This is a genomic window from Neisseria sp. N95_16 (assembly GCF_002551535.2).
GTDB classification, from domain to species: Bacteria; Pseudomonadota; Gammaproteobacteria; order Burkholderiales; family Neisseriaceae; genus Neisseria; species Neisseria brasiliensis.
On record NZ_PDBT02000025.1, the window covers coordinates 1 to 22,092 of the forward strand.

Annotated in this window: 18 protein-coding genes and 2 pseudogenes; 13 read left to right on the plus strand and 7 right to left on the minus strand. The window is 47.1% G+C overall.

Annotated features, from left to right (window positions below; all coding sequences use genetic code 11):
* A partial coding sequence (locus CRG49_RS13305) for an IS30 family transposase (protein WP_198515146.1) occupies positions 1-211 on the plus strand: 211 nt, incomplete at its 5' end.
* A gap of 64 nt (positions 212-275) precedes the next feature.
* On the opposite strand, the gene CRG49_RS05620 is transcribed toward CRG49_RS13305, so the two are convergent.
* The 4 genes from CRG49_RS05620 to ctrA are packed head-to-tail and all read right to left on the minus strand — an operon-like array spanning position 276 to position 4,076.
* Positions 276-926 carry an ABC transporter ATP-binding protein gene (locus CRG49_RS05620; protein WP_095502493.1) on the minus strand — a complete coding sequence of 217 codons (651 nt, stop codon included), beginning with the start codon at positions 924-926 and terminating at the stop codon, positions 276-278.
* On the minus strand, positions 923-1,720 hold the full coding sequence (locus CRG49_RS05625; RefSeq protein ID WP_095502494.1) for an ABC transporter permease: 798 nt from the start codon (positions 1,718-1,720) through the stop codon (positions 923-925). Before CRG49_RS05625 ends, CRG49_RS05620 begins: the two co-directional genes overlap by 4 nt.
* A complete protein-coding gene (gene ctrB / locus CRG49_RS05630) occupies positions 1,720-2,883 on the minus strand; it encodes a capsule polysaccharide export protein CtrB (protein WP_095502495.1) in 1,164 nt (387 codons plus the stop codon). Before ctrB ends, CRG49_RS05625 begins: the two co-directional genes overlap by 1 nt.
* A 14-nt stretch (positions 2,884-2,897) precedes the next feature.
* Positions 2,898-4,076, minus strand: coding sequence for a capsule polysaccharide export outer membrane protein CtrA (ctrA, locus tag CRG49_RS05635; RefSeq protein WP_095502496.1), 1,179 nt, complete (start codon positions 4,074-4,076; stop codon positions 2,898-2,900).
* 327 nt (positions 4,077-4,403) lie between these two features.
* Here ctrA and xcbA point away from each other — a divergent pair, with 327 nt between their 5' ends.
* The 9 genes and pseudogenes from xcbA to CRG49_RS05680 all read left to right on the plus strand — a co-directional run bounded on the left by xcbA (position 4,404) and on the right by CRG49_RS05680 (position 15,235).
* Entirely contained in the window at positions 4,404-5,858 is a 1,455-nt protein-coding gene (gene xcbA, locus CRG49_RS05640) for a capsular polysaccharide phosphotransferase XcbA (RefSeq protein ID WP_095502497.1), read from the plus strand.
* Positions 5,824-6,877: pseudogene (xcbB, locus tag CRG49_RS05645) on the plus strand (casular polysaccharide biosynthesis protein XcbB). The gene xcbA and the pseudogene xcbB overlap by 35 nt, the downstream one beginning before the upstream one ends.
* 140 nt (positions 6,878-7,017) lie before the next feature.
* Positions 7,018-7,788 (plus strand): phosphodiester glycosidase family protein, encoded by a 771-nt coding sequence (locus CRG49_RS05650; RefSeq protein WP_095502498.1) that lies wholly within the window; start codon positions 7,018-7,020, stop codon positions 7,786-7,788.
* Positions 7,789-7,951: 163 nt separating this feature from the next.
* On the plus strand, positions 7,952-8,968 hold the full coding sequence (gene galE / locus CRG49_RS05655; RefSeq protein ID WP_095502499.1) for a UDP-glucose 4-epimerase GalE: 1,017 nt from the start codon (positions 7,952-7,954) through the stop codon (positions 8,966-8,968).
* A gap of 96 nt (positions 8,969-9,064) precedes the next feature.
* Positions 9,065-10,132, plus strand: a complete 1,068-nt coding sequence (gene rffG / locus CRG49_RS05660) for a dTDP-glucose 4,6-dehydratase (protein WP_095502500.1) — start codon at positions 9,065-9,067, stop codon at positions 10,130-10,132.
* A gap of 60 nt (positions 10,133-10,192) precedes the next feature.
* The gene (rfbA, locus tag CRG49_RS05665) at positions 10,193-11,068 is read left to right on the plus strand and encodes a glucose-1-phosphate thymidylyltransferase RfbA (protein WP_095502501.1); all 876 of its coding nucleotides are present in this window, start codon (positions 10,193-10,195) and stop codon (positions 11,066-11,068) included.
* A gap of 55 nt (positions 11,069-11,123) precedes the next feature.
* Entirely contained in the window at positions 11,124-11,663 is a 540-nt protein-coding gene (gene rfbC / locus CRG49_RS05670; RefSeq protein ID WP_095502502.1) for a dTDP-4-dehydrorhamnose 3,5-epimerase, read from the plus strand.
* Between the two features lie 124 nt (positions 11,664-11,787).
* On the plus strand, positions 11,788-13,836 hold the full coding sequence (locus CRG49_RS05675; protein ID WP_095502503.1) for a capsular polysaccharide biosynthesis protein: 2,049 nt from the start codon (positions 11,788-11,790) through the stop codon (positions 13,834-13,836).
* Between the two features lie 169 nt (positions 13,837-14,005).
* The gene (locus CRG49_RS05680; RefSeq protein ID WP_095502504.1) at positions 14,006-15,235 is read left to right on the plus strand and encodes a capsule biosynthesis protein; all 1,230 of its coding nucleotides are present in this window, start codon (positions 14,006-14,008) and stop codon (positions 15,233-15,235) included.
* A gap of 81 nt (positions 15,236-15,316) precedes the next feature.
* Here the strand turns inward: CRG49_RS05680 and CRG49_RS05685 are convergent, their stop codons facing one another.
* Complete coding sequence (locus CRG49_RS05685; RefSeq protein WP_095502505.1) at positions 15,317-16,021, minus strand: fumarylacetoacetate hydrolase family protein; 705 nt, start codon at positions 16,019-16,021, stop codon at positions 15,317-15,319.
* Between the two features lie 231 nt (positions 16,022-16,252).
* On the opposite strand from CRG49_RS05685, the gene CRG49_RS05690 reads away from it, so the two are divergent.
* On the plus strand, positions 16,253-17,257 hold the full coding sequence (locus CRG49_RS05690) for a quinone-dependent dihydroorotate dehydrogenase (RefSeq protein ID WP_095502506.1): 1,005 nt from the start codon (positions 16,253-16,255) through the stop codon (positions 17,255-17,257).
* A 68-nt stretch (positions 17,258-17,325) separates the two neighbouring features.
* On the opposite strand, the pseudogene CRG49_RS05695 reads toward CRG49_RS05690, so the two are convergent.
* Positions 17,326-17,872: pseudogene (locus CRG49_RS05695) on the minus strand (carboxymuconolactone decarboxylase family protein).
* Between the two features lie 346 nt (positions 17,873-18,218).
* On the opposite strand from CRG49_RS05695, the gene polA reads away from it, so the two are divergent.
* Together polA and CRG49_RS05705 are read left to right on the plus strand one after the other, a co-directional pair.
* Positions 18,219-21,014, plus strand: coding sequence for a DNA polymerase I (polA, locus tag CRG49_RS05700; RefSeq protein WP_095502507.1), 2,796 nt, complete (start codon positions 18,219-18,221; stop codon positions 21,012-21,014).
* Positions 21,015-21,193: 179 nt separating this feature from the next.
* Positions 21,194-21,430 carry a cytochrome-c oxidase gene (locus CRG49_RS05705; protein WP_095502508.1) on the plus strand — a complete coding sequence of 79 codons (237 nt, stop codon included), beginning with the start codon at positions 21,194-21,196 and terminating at the stop codon, positions 21,428-21,430.
* 104 nt (positions 21,431-21,534) lie between these two features.
* Here CRG49_RS05705 and CRG49_RS05710 read toward each other — a convergent pair whose 3' ends face one another.
* Positions 21,535-21,924 (minus strand): MliC family protein, encoded by a 390-nt coding sequence (locus CRG49_RS05710; RefSeq protein ID WP_157807897.1) that lies wholly within the window; start codon positions 21,922-21,924, stop codon positions 21,535-21,537.
* Between the last annotated feature and the right edge of the window lie 168 nt (positions 21,925-22,092).

The window sequence follows — 22,092 nt, forward strand, 5'->3', positions numbered from 1 at the left end:
CTGCCGTCCATACCATTCTTGGGAAAAAGGCTTGGTGGAGAATACCAACGGGCTGATCAGACAATACTTCCCAAAGGGGACGGATTTTAGGAAACTGGGGGCTAAAAAGATTAAAGCGGTTGAGGAGGCCCTTAACCGCCGACCGAGAAAGACATTGGACTATGAGACACCGGGTGATCTGTTTTCAGCAGCCCTTGCCAATGGCATTTGAGCGTTGCACTTGAAATGCGAATGTAAGGCCGTCTGAAATTTCAGACGGCCTTCACCATATAACATCATACCGAAGCATTATAATACTGATAAGCTTCATCCATATTGTCAAATTGATATAACTTCCCAGCTTCCAACACCATGGCATTATCACAATATTGCTTCATCGCGCTATGGCTGTGTGACACCAGAATAATCGAACGGTCTTTGCGCTTTTCAAACAGCTCATATTTACATTTAGCTGCAAAACGTGAGTCGCCCACCGCAATCACTTCGTCAATCAGGTAACAGTCAAACTCCACCGCCAACGACAGCGCAAAAGCCAAACGCGCTTTCATACCTGAAGAATAGCGTTTCACCGGCTCATACAAATATTGCCCCAGCTCCGAAAATTCTTCCGTAAACGCTTTCACATAATCGATATCGACATTATAAATCCGGCAGATAAAACGCAGATTATCCATCCCGGTCAGGCTTCCTTGGAAGGCACCGGAAAACGCCAGCGGCCAAGAAATACTCATGGTTCGCTTGATTTCGCCCGAGGTAGGCGGCTCGACACCACTAATCAAACGGATCAACGTCGATTTACCTGCACCGTTTCGACCCAAAATACCAACTTTCTCACCCTTTTTCAGCGAAAAATTGATATCGTCTAACACCGTCCGCATACCGCCGCGCATTTGATACTGCTTGGAAACATGTTCAACCGAAATCATTGCGGCTCGACTCCTTTACTGAATTTACTGACCATCGCCAAGCCAAGCAACAACAACACCAGATTGCACAATACGATATACCAAGGATTTTCATAGGTAATTACATCGCTGCCAAAATATCCGGCACGGAACATTTCTGTGCCATGCACCATCGGAATCATTAATGCATATTCTTGTACCTTGGGCGGCAAATTATGCACAAAAAAGAACGCACCGGATAACGGCATCATCACAAAAGTCAATGTGCCCCAAATCTTGCCAAACGGCTCGAAATTAAAGGCAATCGAACAAATCACCAAACCCAAACCAATCGCAAAAAAAGCCATCAAAAGCCAAGCCATCAGCATATAAAACATATCTGCCGGCATTTCAATCCAGCCAATCGCAATCAATACCGCCATAATCACAATCTGCGCAATGGTTGCACCAGCAATTTCCAAAATCATGCGCGCCAAGATGGTATCCAAAACTCTTACATTGCGGTGATAAAGCAAGCTGGCATTTGAAGAAATCGACCCAACTGCCCGTTTTGAGGCATTACGCCACATCATCAACATCGGATAGCCAGTAATCGCAAATGCGACAATATTCAAAGTTGAATATCGGTCTGCCCTTAAAAATTTCCACATCAAGACGATAACGAATGTCATCAGCAACGGCTCAACAAACAGCCATAAAAAGCCAATATTATTGCGACCGTAACGGGTAATAATCTCACGCATCAAAAGCGCACCGATTACACGCCTTTGAATGGCCAAAGATTCCAAAAATGATGTTTTATGCAAGGCTTTCATCAGTTTTTATGCTCACGAATGCTGGCCGTCAATAAACTCAAAATACCATAAACCATCAAACCGATAATCAGAGTCGCCACGATGTTGTATAAGCGCTTAGGTTCATATGCCAAATCCGGCAGGCTCGGTTGCGAGATCACTTCCAAATAAAGCTGCTGACGGTCTGCTTCAACCTTGGCACTTTCCAAAGAAGTCATGGCGGCTGCCAACTGCTGCTCTGCCAACTGGTTTTCCAAATACACACGCTGATATTCGGCAGCCTGATTAGACAACGAAGAATGCCCACCGCCCGAAATGGCACGTAACTGTTGATCAATTTCTTTACGCAAGCTCTGCTCACGCGCCTGCAAACCCGGAATCTGCGGATTCTCCGGAGTGACTGCTTTCACCTGATCCAGCTGGGTTTGAATCACAATCAATTCATCTTGCAGCTTGGAAACCAACCCCATTTGCACTTCCGATTGCGCTTTCAAATCAAAAACGCCATTGGCAATACGGTAATCAGTCAGATTCTGAGAGGCTTCCTTTACCCGCTCTGCCGCCGTTTTCACTACTTCTTCCGCATAACGCACCGTATCAGCACGTGCACGATCGTTCAGCTGGTTAATCAATGCTTCACCTTGCTTTAACAAAGCCTCATTGATTTTCTTAGATTCCAGCGCATCAAAGGAAGTTACATTCAACGTGGAAATACCCGAAACCGTATCAAAATTGATCATCACCTGATTTTTATAGTATTGATAAAAAGCCTCTTCCTCGCCACGGAACCCAAACCCATTAAAGCGGCTGAACGCATCACCTTTGGTTTCATAAAACTCACGCACCGGCAAGATTTTACGCAGTTCATCCAAAGACGAGCGCGAACGCATATACTCCCCAACCGTGTAAATATCATCTTGCGCACGGGCAAAACCTGTGCCCTGCAAAATGGCACCCAGGCCATTGAGAGAAGATTGGCTTTTAGGCGAGCGCACCACAAAGCTCGATTGCGACGTAAAACGATCGGAAGCGAAGAAGCCGAAATACACCAACGAAATTACCGTAGGGATAATCACCGTTACCCAAAATAAAGGGCTTAGCTTTTTAATCCAACTTTTCTTTTTCGGCTTTTTACGCTCGGCTTTGGTTTCAGTGGCAACTGCCACAGGAAGTTGCTCAGACATCTTAATTACTCACATTAATTAGTTAAATTATTAATACTGTTCGCGCCACTGGTAACCGGCGAGAACACAAACGACAAGAATTTCTGCACTTCAGCCAACGGCGCATTCGACACATACAATACATCTTTATTCTTCACAGGAAAGCGCTGCATAGAAAATAGCGAATGCGCATCAGCCATATTCACACGATATACCGTTGGAATCTCTGCCTCACTGCCATAACCTTGAGCAATCCATTTATCCTGACGTTCTGCCGGCAATTCCACCAATGGCGTATAGCGGAACACAAACACACCACGCGCATCAGAACGGCGATCTTGCAAACCGCCCATACGGCCAATGGCTTCAGAAAGCGATAAGCCTCTGGCTGAAAAACCGATTTCTTGTGTTCTCCCCACCGCACCCATAGACGTAAAGGTATAGGGATTGGTAATCATGGTAACCACATCACCGCGGCGCAGCAAAATATTTTGTCGCGGATTTGCAACTAAATCTTCCAAGGCAACAGTTCGTACTACATTGCCACGTGTCAGCTGCACATTCGTATCCTGCACATTCGCCGTCGAACCACCTACCGCGGCCACCGCATCCAATACTCGCTCACCAGCTGCCGTCAACGGCATACGCACACTATTGCCTGCGCGAATCACCGATACATTTGCCGCATTATTCTGCACCAAGCGCACCATCACCTGCGGCTGATTGGCCATTTTTTTCAGACGGCCTTTGATAATTTCCTGAACCTGACCCGGCGTTTTACCGACCACCGAAATATCGCCAACAAACGGCACAGAAACCGTACCACGTGCGGTAACCAGCTGCTCCGGCAGCTTGGTTTGATGCGCACTACCCGAGCCCATCGAGGAAAGACCACCGCCAAACAATACCGCCGGCGGCGCTTCCCAAATCATAATATCCAATACATCACCAATATTCAGTGTACCAGCCGAAGCATAACCATCGCCAAACTGAGTGAAGGACTGATTTACTTGGGCCTTATACAAAGACTGCGCCACAGCATGGTTGACATCAATCAATTCCACTTCAGGAATTTGAGTTTCAGAAGATACCTGACTTAAAGATTCTACTTTCTTAGCACTCGGCCCTGTTGTTGGCAAAGAACTACAACCCACAACCATTGTAGCGGTCATAAGTACTAACCAATTGAATTTGCATTTAATTTGCATAACCATTCCAAACCTCTAATTATCTATCCCCTATTGTACACAATTTAAAAGCAATTTTTCATCATTATATAAATTTGACATAGATAAGCGGTAACAAATAACGACAATAGTGTTCTAAAATACCCTATTTGGTGTTATAATGCTGGTAAATGCATTCGGAAAACATCTTAAACAAAGATAAAATATTCCCTATGTTAACACCACAAAACAAACAAATCACTATTAAATTTTACACTCAGAAATATTTACTTAAATTATAATTTAAGTTATTTATATTTTTTATTAAATTTAAATATTGAATTTAAATCAAAACATATTCTGGAAGGCCTTCTTATGAGCAAAATTAGCAAATTGGTAACCCACCCAAACCTTTTCTTTCGAGATTATTTCTTAAAAAAAGCACCGTTAAATTATGGCGAAAATATTAAACCTTTACCAATCGAAACCTCTTCTCATAGCAAAAAAAATACAGCCCATAAAACACCCGTATCATCCGACCAACCAATTGAAGATCCATACCCAGTAACATTTCCAATTGATGTAGTTTATACTTGGGTAGATTCAGATGATGAAAAATTCAATGAAGAACGCCTAAAGTTTCAAAATTCAAGCACATCTGAGACTCTAAAAGGCAAAGCAGAAAGCACCGATATTGCAAGATTCCAATCACGCGACGAATTAAAATATTCGATTCGAAGCCTGATGAAGTATGCCCCCTGGGTAAATCATATTTACATTGTAACAAATGGTCAAATACCAAAATGGTTAGATACCAACAATACAAAGGTAACGATTATCCCTCACTCAACTATTATCGACAGTCAATTTCTCCCTACTTTTAATTCTCACGTCATTGAATCCTCTCTATATAAAATCCCAGGATTATCAGAGCATTACATTTATTTCAATGATGATGTCATACTAACTAGAGATTTAAGCCCATCTTATTTCTTTACAAGCAGCGGATTAGCAAAACTGTTTATTACCAACTCTCGTCTACCAAATGGCTATAAGAATGTGAAAGACACACCAACCCAATGGGCCTCAAAAAATTCCCGTGAGCTTTTACATGCAGAAACAGGATTTTGGGCTGAAGCCATGTTTGCACATACTTTTCATCCACAACGTAAAAGTGTACATGAATCTATTGAACACCTATGGCATGAACAATTAAATGTTTGTCGTCAAAACCGTTTCCGTGATATTTCAGATATTAACATGGCGACATTCCTGCACCACCATTTTGCCATTTTGACAGGCCAAGCTCTTGCTACACGCACTCGATGTATTTACTTTAACATTCGCTCTCCTCAAGCAGCTCAGCATTACAAAACATTATTAGCTCGAAAAGGAAGCGAATGCAGCCCACATTCTATCTGCTTAAATGATCATACATCGAGCAATAAAAATATTTTATCTAATTACGAAGCCAAATTACAAAGCTTTTTAGAAACATACTATCCAGATGTATCAGAAGCAGAAATTCTCCTTCCTACTAAATCTGAAGTAGCTGAATTAGTTAAACATAAAGATTATTTAACTGTATATACTAAATTATTACCTATTATCAATAAGCAGCTGGTCAATAAATATAATAAACCTTATTCATATCTTTTCTATTATTTAGGTTTATCTGCCCGGTTTTTATTTGAAGAAACGCAACAAGAACACTACCGGGAAACTGCTGAAGAAAATTTACAAATCTTTTGTGGCCTAAACCCAAAACATACACTAGCCCTCAAATACTTAGCGGATGTCACCCTCACATCACAGCCTAGTGGACAATAATAATCTAAGTTACGGAGTAATCGTATTTATGAATACTATACAAAACTATCCAGCATATCAAAATGATACAGATATTGCAAAGCAAAAAACTTCGTACACTGAATTAGGGGTTAATTTTAATCCGGATTATTCTAAAGTACGTCTTGTATTACAAACAAATAGTCGCTTAAACATTATTAAATTAGCCCGAAGAGATGCCCAAGCTTACGATCAATATATTGAAATTATAAAAAATGATTTTATTTTAATTAGTCATCATCATGATGGCTATTCAGTATTTATGAAACGTAAGGAGTACCATCCGGAGCGACTGAAGGCTTACAGCGATTTGCGCCGCCATAAAGAAATGTTATACACACTGACACCACCTTCACCAAAACGCAAATCTGCCTCTGTCCCCAACCGTTTATTGGTATTGTTTGCCCACATGAATGGCGGTGGCGGCTATGATAGCAGCAATGCCGTTGAGCGATTATTTGTCCAATATTTCGCAGATGTTCAACGCAGCTTGGTCAAGAACGTCTATGTACTGCGCATTGCTGATTTGAATATCTCCCATGGCTCTTACTTTACCAATACCCGCAACTATCCGGATTACGAAGACCAGATTCAGAACCTGATTAAAGAAACCTTATACAAATACGACATCCAGCCTGAAAACGTCGTTTTATATGGAGGCAGTAAAGGTGGCGCGGGGGCACTATTACATGGTGCCATTGGCAACTACAAAGTGGTAGCCGGCGACCCAATTATTGACTCATCGGTTTATAATCAAAAAGATGTCCATTTCGTCAAACATTTTAAAGAAGCCAACATGACTAACATGATTGTTAATCATCTACGCGGCAATACTCATAAAATGTATATTTGCGCATCTAGTGCACAGAAATTCAATTTTGAAACAAGTTCTAATCTAGCTCGCGTCTCGAGCGGATTAATCAACATTGTTGACTTATCGAATGACATACAGATTAAGACGCACCCCCAAATTACTGCTCACTCCGTCCCTGAACAGATAACATTAATTAACTTATTGTTAGATGGACAAAAGATTCTAGGTAAATCATTAGGAATCGAAATAAGCACATCTAACAAATAACTTGTAATTAACCAACTATAATTTTCTTATAGTTGGTTAATTTATTTAACAACTATTGTTATGAAAAAATTTTTTTCTATTCTCTCGATATTTATCTTATCTTTCTTTAACTCTGAATACACATACGCTCAATCTTTGTGTATTCAGCAAAGCTCACAAAACCATATCCATATCGCAAAAATCAACTTAAATTGTAAAGGTATCAATTTAATCGCCACCCAAGAAGCCGACAAAGGCATGACAGTCTCTCAATTTGCCCGTAAATACCGTACTGATATCGCGATTAATGGTAGTTTTTTCCGCACCGGATATTTCCCTTTTGGCCTCGCCATTACCGATCATAAAACTTGGGACAAAACTCGCGATGTCCAAAAACGGGTTTTTTTAGCCTGCAATCGGCAAAATCGCTGCATAATCGAAGATAAAAATATGGTTTCTAAAGTAGATGATTCTTGGAAACTGGCCGTATCCGGCTGGCAAGCTTTTAATCCGGCAACCAAAAAATTTGAATGTTCCGATGATGATCCGGTTGGTTGTACCCATATTAAATTTATAACAAAGCAACCTCGAACTATGGTCGGATTAGACGAAAAACGTAATTATTTATACTTTATCGTGATAGATGGCAGGTTGCCTAAATTTAAGGGTGCCACTTTAAATGAATTAGGCCAATTAGCCTCAAGCCTCAAACTAACCAAGGCCATTAATTTAGATGGTGGCGGCAGCTCTACCATGGTCAAAGGATATAACCGTATATCGACCTTACCTGCCACACAAAAAAAAGAACGTGTGGTAGCGAATCATTTGGGCGTAGAATATGTCTCTCCATAAAGAAGGCGCGTATTCTATTGATGAAATACTTCAAATCATTGAGTGCGTGATAATCTCCGAATCAATATTCTGAGAATCATTAAAGCAGTTATTTTCACTTTAAGGCCGTCTGAAAGAATATTTTTCAGACGGCCTTAAAAATAAAGAGTTTAAGGAAGTTTCGATGAACATTCTCGTTACCGGCGGCACCGGTTTTATCGGTTCGCATACCGTTGTTTCTTTGCTGAAAAGCGGTCATCAAGTCGTGATTTTGGATAACCTATGTAATTCCAGCATCAATATCCTGCCACGCTTGAAAACGATTACCGGCCAAGAGATTCCGTTTTACCAAGGCGATATCCGCGATCGTGAGATTTTGCGCCGTATTTTTGCGGAAAACCGCATTGATTCGGTGATTCATTTTGCCGGCTTGAAAGCGGTGGGTGAAAGTGTGGCCGAGCCGATGAAATATTATGATAATAATGTTTCCGGCAGCTTGGTGTTGGCGGAAGAAATGGCGCGCGCGGGCGTGTTTAGCATTGTGTTCAGTTCTTCGGCGACGGTTTATGGCGATCCGGGCAAAGTGCCTTATACCGAGGATATGCCACCGGGCGACACCACCAGCCCTTACGGCGCATCGAAATCGATGGTTGAGCGCATTCTCACTGACATTCAAAAAGCCGATCCGCGCTGGAGCATGATTTTGTTGCGTTATTTCAATCCAATTGGCGCGCATGAAAGCGGCTTGATTGGCGAGCAGCCAAACGGTATCCCAAATAATTTGTTGCCTTATATCTGCCAAGTGGCGGCAGGCAAACTGCCGCAATTAGCGGTATTCGGCGATGACTACCCTACCCCTGATGGCACGGGTATGCGCGACTATATTCATGTGATGGATTTGGCAGAAGGCCATGTCGCGGCTATGCAAGCAAAAAGCAATGTAGCGGGCACGCATTTGCTGAACTTAGGCTCCGGCCGCGCTTCTTCGGTGTTGGAAATCATCCGCGCATTTGAAGCAGCTTCGGGTTTGACGATTCCGTATGAAGTCAAACCGCGCCGCGCCGGTGATTTGGCGTGTTTCTATGCCGACCCTTCCTACACGAAGGCGCAAATCGGTTGGCAAACCCAGCGTGATTTGACCCAAATGATGGAAGATTCATGGCGCTGGGTAAGTAATCATCCGAATGGCTATGATGATTAAGCGATAAAACTGAGAGGCCGTCTGAAGTTTCAGACGGCCTTTTGTTTGCGATTTATAGTAAAATTTACCTTATCATTTTAGCGATTAATATTCATTATGCAAAAAATCCTTGTCACCGGCGGTGCCGGTTTTATCGGTTCGGCGGTAGTGCGCCATATCATCAACGATACGCAAGATGCGGTGGTGAATGTGGATAAGCTCACTTATGCGGGCAATTTGGAATCGCTGGAATCCGTAGCCAATCATCCGCGCTATGCGTTTGAGCAAATCGATATTTGTAACCGAGCGGCACTGGATCGTGTGTTTGCCGAACACCAGCCGGATGCGGTGATGCACTTGGCAGCAGAAAGCCATGTCGACCGTAGCATTGATGGGCCGGCGGCATTTATTGAAACCAATATTGTTGGTACTTATACGCTTTTGGAAGCGGCGCGCGCGTATTGGCATGATATGCCGTCTGAAAAAAAAGCGGCTTTCCGTTTCCATCATATTTCTACTGATGAAGTGTACGGCGATTTGCACGGCACGGATGATTTGTTCACCGAAACCACGCCTTACGCCCCTTCCAGCCCTTATTCGGCTTCCAAAGCCTCCAGCGACCATTTGGTGCGCGCATGGCTGCGCACTTACGGCCTGCCGACCATTGTGACCAATTGTTCCAACAACTACGGCCCTTATCATTTCCCTGAAAAACTGATTCCGCTGATGATTCTGAATGCGCTTGATGGCAAAGCGCTGCCGGTGTATGGCGACGGTATGCAGATTCGCGATTGGCTCTATGTAGAAGATCATGCGCGCGCGCTGTATCAAGTGGTGACAGAAGGCGAAATCGGCGAAACCTACAATATCGGCGGCCACAATGAAAAAGCCAATATTGAAGTGGTGCGCACGATTTGCGCCCTGCTGGAAGAATTGGTGCCGAACAAACCGCAAGGCGTGGCGCGTTATGAAGATTTGATTACCTATGTCAAAGACCGCCCCGGCCATGATGTGCGCTATGCGATTGATGCCGCAAAAATCGGCCGTGAGTTGGGTTGGCAGCCGCAAGAAACTTTTGAAAGCGGCATCCGCAAAACAGTGGAATGGTATTTAAACAATCAAACTTGGTGGTCGCGTGTGTTAGACGGCAGCTACAATCGTGAACGCTTAGGCAATAAACAATAAAAATACATTCAGGCGGCATGAAGGCCGTCTGAACACCAACTACATAAGGAAAGTAAACTGATGAAAGGCATTATTCTCGCAGGCGGCAGCGGCACACGCCTTTACCCGATTACCCGCGGCGTATCAAAGCAATTACTGCCGGTGTACAACAAACCGATGATTTATTACCCCTTATCGGTGTTGATGTTGGCCGGCATCCGCGATGTGCTGGTGATTACCACGCCGGAAGATAACGATGCTTTCCGCCGCTTGCTGGGTGATGGCAGCGATTTCGGTATTCAAATTTCCTACGCCATCCAACCCAGCCCCGACGGTTTGGCGCAGGCATTTTTAATTGGTGAAGAATTTATCGGCGATGATTCGGTGTGTTTGGTGTTGGGCGACAATATTTTCTATGGCCAGCATTTCAGCCAATCCCTGAAAGAAGCCGCCGCTTCCGTGGAAACCAAAGGTGCTACCGTATTCGGCTATCAAGTGAAAGATCCCGAGCGTTTCGGTGTGATTGAGTTTGATGAGAATTTCAAAGCCCTGTCAATCGAAGAAAAACCGAAACAACCTAAATCCGATTGGGCGGTAACCGGCCTCTATTTCTACGATAATCGCGTAGTCGAGTTTGCCAAACAAGTGAAGCCGTCTGAACGCGGCGAATTGGAAATTACCACCTTGAATCAAATGTATTTGGACGATGGTTCGCTCAATGTCCAATTGCTCGGTCGCGGTTTTGCTTGGCTCGATACCGGCACACACGCCAGCCTATTGGAAGCAGCCTCGTTTGTCGAAACCATTGAAAACATTCAAAACCTACAAGTCGCCTGTTTGGAAGAAATCGCATGGCGTAATGGCTGGTTGAGCAGCGAAGAAATCAGAAACTTGGCAAAGCCAATGTGTAAAAATGAATATGGCCAATATTTATTGCGCTTGGTTGGCAGAGATTAAGAGGTTGCTTTTACCAATTTTGAGGCCGTCTGAAACGCTTTTTTAGGAAAACATGATGAATATCATCGACACCCGTATTCCCGATGTCAAATTGCTCGAATCCAAAGTCTTCGGTGACGAGCGCGGTTTTTTTATGGAAACCTTCCGTGATGAATGGTTCCGCCAAAATGTGGCCGAACGCACTTTTGTGCAGGAAAACCACAGTAAATCCACCCAAGGCGTATTACGCGGTTTACATTATCAAACCGAAAATACACAAGGCAAACTGGTGCGCGTGGTATCAGGCGAAGTCTTTGATGTTGCCGTGGATATGCGTCGTGATAGTCCTACTTTCGGCCACTGGGTCGGTGAGGTTTTATCGGCAGACAACAAACGCCAATTATGGGTGCCCGAAGGGTTTGCCCATGGATTTTATGTATTGAGCGATGAAGCGGAATTTGTCTATAAATGTACCGACTATTACAACCCAAATGCAGAACATTCCCTGATTTGGAATGATGCTACAGTCGCAATTGACTGGCCTTTATCAGGCAAACCAAGCCTATCGGCCAAAGATTTGGCAGGTAAGGCACTCGCCGAAGCGGTCACATTCTAAACAACAATACCATGAATCAAGGCAGGGATGACACCCGCCTTTGTTTTTTCGGTAAAATAAGTATTCCAACTATTTTGTGGCTGATGAAGCCGCCTGACCCTTTCCGCTCTCCCAAGAAAATCCCATGGCAAAAAACGCTTACATTCCATCCCGCGGCATCCGTAAGATTCCTAATCTTGCGGACTTTCTGCCTGAGTACACCATCCAAAAAAGCAGCCAACAGGCGGAAACGGTCATCGGCTGGGGCTTACGCCCAACCACCCACCAAGCACGCGCGTTTGCACAATCACACGGCTTGCCGTTTGTGGCATTGGAAGACGGTTTTTTGCGCTCACTGGGCCTAGGCGTGGCCGGTTATCCGCCGTTTGCGCTGGTTTACGACGATATCGGCATCTATTACGACACAACCCGCCCATCGCGTTTGGAGCAGTTAGTTTTAGCCGCCGATATGCCGTCTGAAATGCTTGACCAAGCACAGCAGGCAATCGATTTGATTTTGACGCACCGTTTGTCTAAATATAACCATGCTCTGGATTTTTCAGACGGCCTCGTACAAGACAGCAAAAACATTGTTTTGGTAATTGATCAAACCTTCGGCGATATGGCGGTTCAATATGGCGGCGCAGATGAAGCCACATTCCGCCAAATGTTTCAGACGGCCTTAGCCGAAAATCCTGATGCGGAAATCTGGGTTAAAACCCACCCCGATGTATTGAGCGGCAAGAAGCAAGGTTATCTCACTGATTTGGCACAGCAGCCGCGTGTGCGTTTATTGGCTGAAGACATTAATCCGATTTCGCTGCTGCAAGCTGTAGACAAAGTGTATTGCGTGACCTCGCAAATGGGTTTTGAAGCCTTGTTGTGCGGCAAGCCTTTGATAACGTTTGGTTTGCCGTGGTATGCCGGCTGGGGTGTGAGTGATGATCGTCATCCCAATATTACCAAGCTGATGGATGAAGGCCGTCGTGCGCCGCGTTCGCTGTTGCAGCTGTTTGCTGCGGCCTACCTGCAATACAGCCGCTACCTGAATCCGAATACGGGCAAGGCCGGTACGCTGTTTGATGTGATTGACTATCTAGCCGCCGCCCGCCGCTTGAATGAAAAGCTGCGTGGCGAATTGTATTGTGTGGGCATGTCGCTGTGGAAACAGGCGGTGATGAAGCCGTTTTTCAATGTGCCTTCATGCCGTCTGAAATTTGTGAAATCGGTCAAAAAGCTGGAAAACATTGATTTTACAGCTGATGCACGTGTGCTGGCTTGGGGCAACGGCAAGCAGGCCGTGATTGATTTTGCACAAAGCCGCGGCTTACCGCTATTGAGAATGGAAGACGGCTTTATCCGCTCGGTAGGTTTGGGGTCGAACTTAGTGCCGGCATTGTCTTTGGTCACCGACGATATGGGGATTTATTTCAATGCCGAAACACCGTCACGCTTGGAATATATCCTGCAAAACCAAGCTTTCAGCGAACAGGATTTTCAGACGGCCTCCATGCTGCAACATACCCTGACTGAACACCACATCAGCAAATACAATGTCGGCAATCAGGTGTTTACCCCACCCAACACCAGCCAAACCGTGATTCTGGTGCCGGGTCAGGTGGAAGGCGATGCCTCCATCCGACATGGTTCGCCTGAAATTTACCGCAATCTGGATTTGCTCCGCGCCGTACGCGAGAGCAACCCTAAAGCCTATATTATTTACAAACCGCATCCCGATGTAGTCAGCGGCAACCGAGTCGGCCACATCAGCGCGCAAGACATGACATGCTACGCCGATCAAACCGCCCCCGAAGCCGATATTCTTACCTGCCTGCAATACGCCGCTGAAGTACACACCATGACCTCGCTGACCGGATTTGAAGCTTTGTTGCGCGGCAAAAAAGTGGTGTGCTACGGGCTGCCGTTTTACGCAGGCTGGGGCTTGACCGAAGACCGTTTACCCATTGCCCGCCGTACACGCCGTTTGAAACTGTGGGAGCTTATCGCCGGTACCTTAATTTACTATCCGGGCTATGTCCACCCGGATACCCGCCGTATGATTGATGCCGCTACCGCCATCGACGTATTGAAAACGCAAAAAGCATTGCAAAAAAACAACAGCCGACTACATAAAAGCTGGTTAAGCAAGCAAATCGGTAAAATCAAACAATTATATCGATCTTTAGTCGGGTAAATGCCAACAGCGGCCACAGGCTATGCCATGTTGTTAACAACGGCGTGCTTTACCTGGCTGCTGATGCATCGTATCCTTATCAATCGGCTGCATAGCCATAAACAAAATGGAAACCTTACAACAACTCAACATTCCATTTTTATCCAGTTTCTATGTGTACACGACCCTAATGAACCATTTATTTAAAAGCTATCTTCATGAACTGGTGGCAACTGCCGAACGCATTTTGCTGCTGCAGGGGCCTGTTGGGGCTTTTTTTCAGCATTTTGCAACGTGGCTGACAGATACCCATGGAAAAACTGTTCACAAATTCAACTTTAATGCCGGTGATGAATACTTCTACCCCGAGACCATCGAGCATACCCATGCCTATCTGGGAAACTATCACGATTTCCCGGCTTATCTTGAAACTTACATCAAAGAATACCGCATTCAGGCGGTGGTCTGCTTCGGTGATACCCGCCCTTATCACCTGCAGGCACGTCAGGTAAGCGAACAATGTGGTGTCAATTTTTGGGCTTTTGAAGAAGGCTATTTCCGCCCTTTCTTTATTACCTTAGAAAAATCAGGTGTCAATGCTTTTTCTCCGCTGCCGCGTACTGCCGGTTTTTTTAATGCGCAATTTCCTCTATTGGCCACCCAGGAATATCAAGATCCTGCCCCTGTACCCGGTGGCTTTAAGCCCATGGCACAAAATGCGGCCCGATACTATATTGAAGCCAACCGCCGCCGTAAAAAATACCCATACTATATACACCATCGTGCCTTAAATTTGGATCATTACGCCAAGCTATGGTCATTATCCACATTTAAACGGCTGTACTACTGGATTGAAGATGCCAACTTTGCCAAACAAATCGAGGCAGGGAAATTCGGTAAGTTTTTTGTGGTGCCGCTACAGGTCTCCAACGACAGTCAGGTGCGTAACCATTGCGACTTTTCAACGGTACGCAGCTTTTTATTGCATGTTCTTGCTTCATTTTCCATGCATGCGCCTGATGATGTGACGCTGATCATCAAGCATCATCCGATGGATCGCGGCTTTATTGATTATGGCCGGGTGATTAAGTGTTTTATCAAAAAGCATCCTCGATTGAAAGGGCGGATTATTTATGTCCATGATGTGCCGTTACCGGTTTTCCTGCGCCACGGCATCGGCATGGTGACCATCAACAGCACCAGCGGTTTATCCGCCTTGATTCATAATATGCCGGTTAAGGTATTGGGCAGGGCACACTACGACATCGACGGCATGACTTATCAAGGCAAATTGGCTGATTTTTGGAAAAACCCGACACCACCGGATAGCAGCTTATTTCATGCATACCGCATGTTTCACATCAACATGACCCAAATCAACGGCAGCTTTTACAGCCGCGTTAATTTTCCGGACATCTGACACCCGCCGAACCGATGCCACATGACCAAGGCCATCTGAACAATCATCTTTCAGACGGCCTGTTTTATTAAAACCCTACACTTACTTAATGCACACTGTAATGCTGGTCAATCCTTCAACTTTCGCGCGAATGGTATCGCCTTTCACCACCGCGCCCACACCTTCGGGCGTACCGGTGAAAATCAAATCGCCCGGTTGCAGGGTAAACAATTCCGATAATTTGGCAATCGTTTCCGCCACGCTCCATGTCAGGTGATTGATGTTGCTGCTTTGCTTGGTTTCACCGTTGACACTCAATTCAATTGCCGCATCAGACAACGCACCGGTTTCGCTGATGCGGTGCAACTCACCAATCGGCGCTGAAAAATCAAACGCTTTGCCGATTTCCCACGGGCGACCGATTTCGCGCATTTGCGCCTGCAAGTCGCGGCGGGTCATGTCCAAGCCGACGGCGTAGCCAAAAATATGGCTTTCCGCATCTTCCGCACGGATATTTTGGCCACCCTTGCCGATGGCCACCACCAATTCCACTTCATAATGATAGTTTGATGTCAAACTCGGATACGGCAAATCGACCATTTCATTGGCCGCCACCGGCACGATGGATTGGCAGTCGTTCGGTTTGCAAAAGAAAAACGGCGGCTCGCGGTCGGGATCAGAACCCATCTCGCGCGCATGATCGGCATAATTGCGGCCGACGCAATACACGCGGCGCACGGAATATTTGTCGCTGCTGCCGGCCACCGGCAAAGCGGCCGTCTGAACCGGCTCGAAAACGTATGACATGATTTCTCCTTTGTTTTTTATCAAGACAATTTGGCCGACAGTTTAGCAGATTCATTTAAGCTGATGTGCGTTTTCGCTTAAGCGTGGATTCATCAGGTCGCAGCCTTTAAAAACCTCAGATTTGGATACAAGAAGCTTGACCATTATCAGCTTACAAACTGTTTCAGACGGCCTAAGCCATTTTTTCAGGTAAAATACCGCCATTGTTTCCACTATTGAGAAAGCCTGCCCATGTATGCCCTCGCCCGCTCCGCCTTATTCAAACTCGATGCTGAAAAGGCTCACCACCTCACCCTCACAAGCCTGAAAAACCTACACAAAATCGGCCTGATTCCCTTTGCCAACAACCAAGGTAAAGCCACCAAACTGATGGGGCTGCACCTGCCCAATCCGATCGGCTTGGCGGCAGGCTTGGATAAAAACGGCGAATGCATTGATGCGTTCGGCGCACTCGGTTTCGGCTTTCTTGAAGTCGGTACCGTCACCCCCAAACCACAACCCGGCAACCCACAACCGCGCCTTTTCCGCGTGCCCGAACACCAAGGCATCATCAACCGCATGGGCTTCAACAACCACGGCATCGATGCCATGATTCGCAACATCGAAGCCAGCAGCTACAAAGGCATTTTGGGCATCAATATCGGTAAGAACGCCGTGACCCCGATTGAACATGCGGCCGATGATTACCTGATTTGTTTAGAAAAAGCCTACGCCCACGCCGATTACATCACCGTGAACATTTCTTCGCCGAACACCAAAAACCTGCGCGCCTTACAAGGCGGCGACGAATTGAGCGCATTGCTGGAAACCTTGAAAAACAAACAGGCGCACTTACACGCAGCACACAGTAAATATGTGCCGCTGGCAGTGAAAATTGCCCCTGATTTGGACGAAGCGCAAATCGAAGACATCGCCCACGTGGTTAAAAACGTGCAAATGGACGGCATCATCGCCACCAACACCACCATCGACAAATCGTCATTAGGCAACCACGTCTTAGCGCAAGAACAAGGCGGCTTGAGCGGCTTGCCGGTGCGTGAGAAAAGCAACCAAGTGCTGAAATTATTGGCTGAACACATCGACGGTGCATTGCCGATTATCGGTGTCGGCGGCATCACATCAGGCCAAGATGCCGCCGAAAAAATCCGCTTGGGCGCGACCGCCGTGCAAGTGTACAGTGGCTTAATCTACCAAGGCCCTGCACTGGTGAAAGACTGCATCGCTGCGATTCGCTAAACACAATCATCCATAAACAAAGGCCATCTGAACGTTTCAGACGGCCTTTGTTTATTTTAAACCAATCATTAAGCGTATGCTTGCAATTCAGGGTTGATGTCAGATTGCGCCAAATTGTTGACATAGTTACACAAGGTCGCCAAAGCCACACCCATCACCACTTCAACCGCTTGCTGCTGGTTGTAACCGGCATCGAAGAAAGCTTGCAATTCGGCATCGGCTACCGCGCCTTTTTTCGCCATCACCGCTTGGGTAAACGCCGCCAATGCAGACAATTTCTCATCGTCAAATGCACCCGCATCCAAAGCGCGCGGCTTGGATAGACTGCTCGGACATCAGCTTTTTCAAGGTCGCCAATTTGGTGTGGCCGGCCACGCAGAAACCGCATTCGTTGGTTTTGGCAGCGATGATTTGCACCACCTCCACTTCACCGGCGGTCAGACTGTTGGCGGCATTCATCTTGCCGACTTCTTGATAAAACGCCAAGGCTTCAGGGGCATTCGACAAAACGCCGATTAAATTCGGGATAAAGCCGTTGTTTTTCAAAACCGCTTCCATGCGTGGTTTCGCAGCTTCAGGAACGGTATCCAAATTGTGTACGGTCAAACGTGCCATGATGATTTCCTTTATCCATCAAATAAAAATAAACAAACCATGCTAGCCGATTCGTACAGATAGTAAAAGCACTAAAAGTTATTTGCTTAAAACCAAAAGCTATATTAACAGCAGATATATGATTTTATTCAAAATTAAATTACTATCATCACATTAGCTTATTTATTAACACGCCATCTGACACTATTTTCCAACATGGCATTAATTTATGGCGGTTATTTCATATACCTGCCAAACCACAGCCGCAATATATAAAGAACGCTGTCTTTTCCTTTATAATGTACTTTATTTTCTTAGATTTCAGACGGCCTGTTTCATCACGCGCCGTTGTTGCAAAGGCTTTATCATGTCATCAAACCAAACCCTGCTGTTAGTCGACGGCTCATCTTATCTCTACCGCGCCTACCACGCGATGGCACCGCTCACCGCCCCCGACGGCACACCCACCGGCGCGGTGTACGGCGTGTTAAACATGCTGCGCCGTCTGCGTGCCGACCATGTGCACGATTATTGCGCAGTAGTGTTTGATGCCAAAGGCAAAAACTTCCGCCACGATATGTTTGCCGACTACAAAGCCACCCGCCCGCCTATGCCCGATGATTTGCGCCCGCAAGCGGAAATACTGCCGGAACTGGTGCGGCTGATGGGCTGGCCGGTGTTGGTGATTCCGGGCGTGGAAGCCGATGACGTGATTGGCACGCTGGCGCAACAAGGCGGCGATGCGGGCATGAACGTGATTGTGTCCACCGGCGACAAAGACATGGCGCAATTGGTCAACGAACAAGTCACTTTAGTCAACACCATGAGCGGCGAAACGCTCGACAGCGAAGGCGTGGCCGCCAAATTCGGCGTGCGCCCCGACCAAATCCGCGATTATCTGGCGCTGATGGGCGACAAAGTGGACAACGTACCGGGTGTGGAAAAATGTGGCCCGAAAACCGCCGTCAAATGGCTGGAGCAATACGGCTCACTCGAAGGCGTGATGGCCAACGCGGCCGAAATCAAAGGCAAAGTCGGCGAAAACCTGCAAGCCGCCCTGCCGCGCCTGCCTTTATCGTATGAATTGGTCACCATTAAAACCGATTTGGATTTGCACGGCGAGCTTTCAGACGGCCTCGACAGCCTGCGCCGCCAAACCCCGAAATGGTCTCAATTGGCAGTCGAATTCAAGCGCCTCAACTTCCGCACTTGGCTCAAAGAAGCGGAAGAGCGTCTGCGCGAAACGGCTCAAGGCGATGATTTGTTTGCCAATCTCGACATCGGCGAACAAGCCGCATTGGCCGCTGAAATGCCGTCTGAACACATCATCACCCAAGCCGAAAAACCGGCCAAGCTGGATTACCAAGCCATCACCACCGAAGCCCAGTTTGCCGACTTATTAAGCAAACTCGCCGCCGCGCACACCATCGGCCTCGACACCGAAACCACCTCACTCGATGCCATGAACGCGCAATTGGTCGGCATCAGCATCGCCTTTGCCGCCGGCGAAGCGGTGTATATTCCGGTCGGCCACACGCCGGCCGCCGCGCCCGACCAATTGGCTTTGGAAGACGTATTAGGCCGTCTGAAACCATTTTTAGAAAGCGAAACGCTGCACAAAATCGGCCAAAACCTGAAATACGACCAACACGTGTTCGCCAATTACGACATCGCGCTTCAAGGCATCAGCGGCGATGCCATGCTCGCTTCTTATATTGTAGAAAGCCATTTGGGACACGGCTTGGATGAGCTGGCCGAGCGTTGGCTGGGTTTGGAAACCGTGACCTACGAATCCTTGTGCGGCAAGGGGGCGAAAGCGATTTCGTTTGCCGATGTCGCCTTAGAACAAGCCACCGAATACGCCTGCCAAGATGCCGATTTCGCCCTGCGCATCGAAAACCATTTGGTCAAACAAATGGACGACAAGCAGCGCGATATTTATCAAAACATGGAATTGCCCGTAGCACAGGTGTTGTTTGAAATGGAACGCACCGGCGTGCAAATCGACAAAGCCGAATTGGCCGCCCAAAGCCACGAGCTCGGCCGCCGCTTGCTCGAATTGGAACAGCAAGCCTATGAAGCCGCCGGTCAGCCGTTTAACCTCAATTCGCCGAAACAGCTGCAAGAAATCCTGTTCGGCAAAATGGGCATTCCGACCAAAGGCCTGAAAAAAACCGCATCAGGCGGCGTATCGACCAACGAAGCCGTGTTAGAACAACTGGCCGCCGATTTTCCATTACCGAAAATCATCTTGGAAAACCGCGGCTTGGCCAAACTCAAATCCACCTACACCGACAAGCTGCCGGAAATGGTCAACCCGCGCACCGGCCGCGTGCACACCACCTACGCCCAAGCCGTCGCCATCACCGGCCGCTTGGCGAGCAACAACCCCAACCTGCAAAACATACCCATCCGCACCGAAGAAGGCCGCAAAGTGCGCCGCGCCTTCAACGCACCAGTCGGCAGCGTGATTGTTTCTGCCGACTACTCGCAAATCGAATTGCGGATTATGGCGCACTTGAGCGGCGACAAAACCCTGCTTGAAGCGTTCCAAAACGGCGAAGACGTACACCGCCGCACCGCCGCCGAAGTGTTCGGCGTTGCCCCCGAAAACGTCAGCGCCGACCAACGCCGCTACGCCAAAACCATCAACTTCGGCCTGATTTACGGCATGGGTCAATACGGGCTGGCCAAATCACTCGGCATCGATGCCGTGTCGGCGAAAAACTTTATCGACCGCTACTTCGCCCGCTACCCGGGCGTGGCCGATTACATGCAACGCACCAAAGAACAAGCCGCACAGCAAGGCTACGTCGAAACTCAATTCGGCCGCCGCCTCTACCTGCTCGATATCCACAGCAAAAACGGCAACGCCCGCGCCGGTGCCGAACGCGCCGCCATCAACGCCCCCATGCAAGGCACCGCGTCCGACCTCATCAAACGCGCCATGAAAGACGTGCGCCAATGGCTCGTTTCAGACGGCCTGCAAAGCAAACTGATTATGCAGGTGCATGACGAATTGGTGCTGGAAGTGGTGGAATCGGAATTGGATTTAGTCAAACAGAAACTGCCCGAGATTATGGCCGATGTCGCCAAAGGTGAATTGAAGGTGCCGCTGGTGGCTGAAGTGGGCGTGGGAGAGAATTGGGACGAAGCGCATTGATGGTTAGGTAAACAAAGGCCGTCTCTTGTGCATAACTTTAGATTTTTAAAAAATCTCGCGACATGAACAGGCGCAAATTGAGTTTTGCACAGATCGGCCTTTACCCATCCTTACTTGCCACCCCGCCCCTATTTGTTTACACTCAATCCATACCCCGCAATAACGCAAAGGAGCGAGATATGAGCATTTTTAAAGGCGATGAAGTGGATTTGAGTAAAGTGAAGCCGCAGCCTTATGAGAGCTTTGAAGAGCAAGACCGCAAGCGTGAAGAAGCGCGTGAGCGTGCGGCGACGGAAGTATATGAGCCGTTGACCGATGAGCAGCGCCAAATCGTGCGTGAGCAGTCGGGCATTAATCCTGTCGAACAGTTTGTGGAAGATGTAGTCAACGATGTGGCCGGCAATGATAAGGATTAATGGTTAAACTATACGAAAGGCCGTCTGAAAACATAAGTTTTAGACGGCCTTTTGTTTTAGGCAAACGTGTTTTTATTGCGATAACACGATTTCACACACCGAAATTATTTGCCGTGATAGCAGGCGGTTGCGCCTTTGGCACCGTGTAAGCCGGTGTATGCAAAGTGGGCTTCACTGCCTTTTTGGTGCCATTCCGCGCCGGTGCCCCACAGGCCGGTGGTGCCGGTGTAGAGTTCGCCCGAAGCGGCGGAGGTTTGAGTCAACACGGCGCTGCGGTTTTCTACGGTAAGTTTCACCTTGTCTTGGCCGGCTTTTTGAACATTTACCGTCATGCCGTTGTTGCATTCGAAGGTCATCGGTTTGCTCATGTCAACTTTATGATGACGGTGATGGCCATGGTCGTGATGATGATGGCTGTGGCTGTTGCCGCTTTGGGCGCAGGCAGCCAACAGGGTAATCGAAGCGGCCAATGTGGCGGCGGTGATGGTTTTCATAAAACACTCCTTTTCAGTTGCGTTATGCTTATGCATTACCGATAACAATTACATTCTACTACAATTTCCTGTAAAACTTATCAGGCCGTCTGAAAAATTAGCCTGTAAACACCAATTGTAAGGCCGTCTGAACCATTATGTTTCAGACGGCCTCATTTCGTTGATAGA

Excerpts from the sequence above, each read along its gene's own strand:
- rffG (WP_095502500.1), top strand. The coding sequence starts at position 9,065 with ATGCAAAAAATCCTTGTCACCGGCGGTGCCGGTTTTATCGGTTCGGCG.
- CRG49_RS05685 (WP_095502505.1), bottom strand. The coding sequence starts at position 16,021 with ATGTCATACGTTTTCGAGCCGGTTCAGACGGCCGCTTTGCCGGTGGCC.
- CRG49_RS05625 (WP_095502494.1), bottom strand. The coding sequence starts at position 1,720 with ATGAAAGCCTTGCATAAAACATCATTTTTGGAATCTTTGGCCATTCAA.
- CRG49_RS05710 (WP_157807897.1), bottom strand. The coding sequence starts at position 21,924 with ATGAAAACCATCACCGCCGCCACATTGGCCGCTTCGATTACCCTGTTG.
- ctrA (WP_095502496.1), bottom strand. The coding sequence starts at position 4,076 with ATGGTTATGCAAATTAAATGCAAATTCAATTGGTTAGTACTTATGACC.
- CRG49_RS05690 (WP_095502506.1), top strand. The coding sequence starts at position 16,253 with ATGTATGCCCTCGCCCGCTCCGCCTTATTCAAACTCGATGCTGAAAAG.
- ctrB (WP_095502495.1), bottom strand. The coding sequence starts at position 2,883 with ATGTCTGAGCAACTTCCTGTGGCAGTTGCCACTGAAACCAAAGCCGAG.
- CRG49_RS05675 (WP_095502503.1), top strand. The coding sequence starts at position 11,788 with ATGGCAAAAAACGCTTACATTCCATCCCGCGGCATCCGTAAGATTCCT.
- CRG49_RS05680 (WP_095502504.1), top strand. The coding sequence starts at position 14,006 with ATGAACCATTTATTTAAAAGCTATCTTCATGAACTGGTGGCAACTGCC.
- xcbA (WP_095502497.1), top strand. The coding sequence starts at position 4,404 with ATGAGCAAAATTAGCAAATTGGTAACCCACCCAAACCTTTTCTTTCGA.
- rfbC (WP_095502502.1), top strand. The coding sequence starts at position 11,124 with ATGAATATCATCGACACCCGTATTCCCGATGTCAAATTGCTCGAATCC.
- CRG49_RS05620 (WP_095502493.1), bottom strand. The coding sequence starts at position 926 with ATGATTTCGGTTGAACATGTTTCCAAGCAGTATCAAATGCGCGGCGGT.
- CRG49_RS05650 (WP_095502498.1), top strand. The coding sequence starts at position 7,018 with ATGAAAAAATTTTTTTCTATTCTCTCGATATTTATCTTATCTTTCTTT.
- polA (WP_095502507.1), top strand. The coding sequence starts at position 18,219 with ATGTCATCAAACCAAACCCTGCTGTTAGTCGACGGCTCATCTTATCTC.
- rfbA (WP_095502501.1), top strand. The coding sequence starts at position 10,193 with ATGAAAGGCATTATTCTCGCAGGCGGCAGCGGCACACGCCTTTACCCG.
- galE (WP_095502499.1), top strand. The coding sequence starts at position 7,952 with ATGAACATTCTCGTTACCGGCGGCACCGGTTTTATCGGTTCGCATACC.
- CRG49_RS05705 (WP_095502508.1), top strand. The coding sequence starts at position 21,194 with ATGAGCATTTTTAAAGGCGATGAAGTGGATTTGAGTAAAGTGAAGCCG.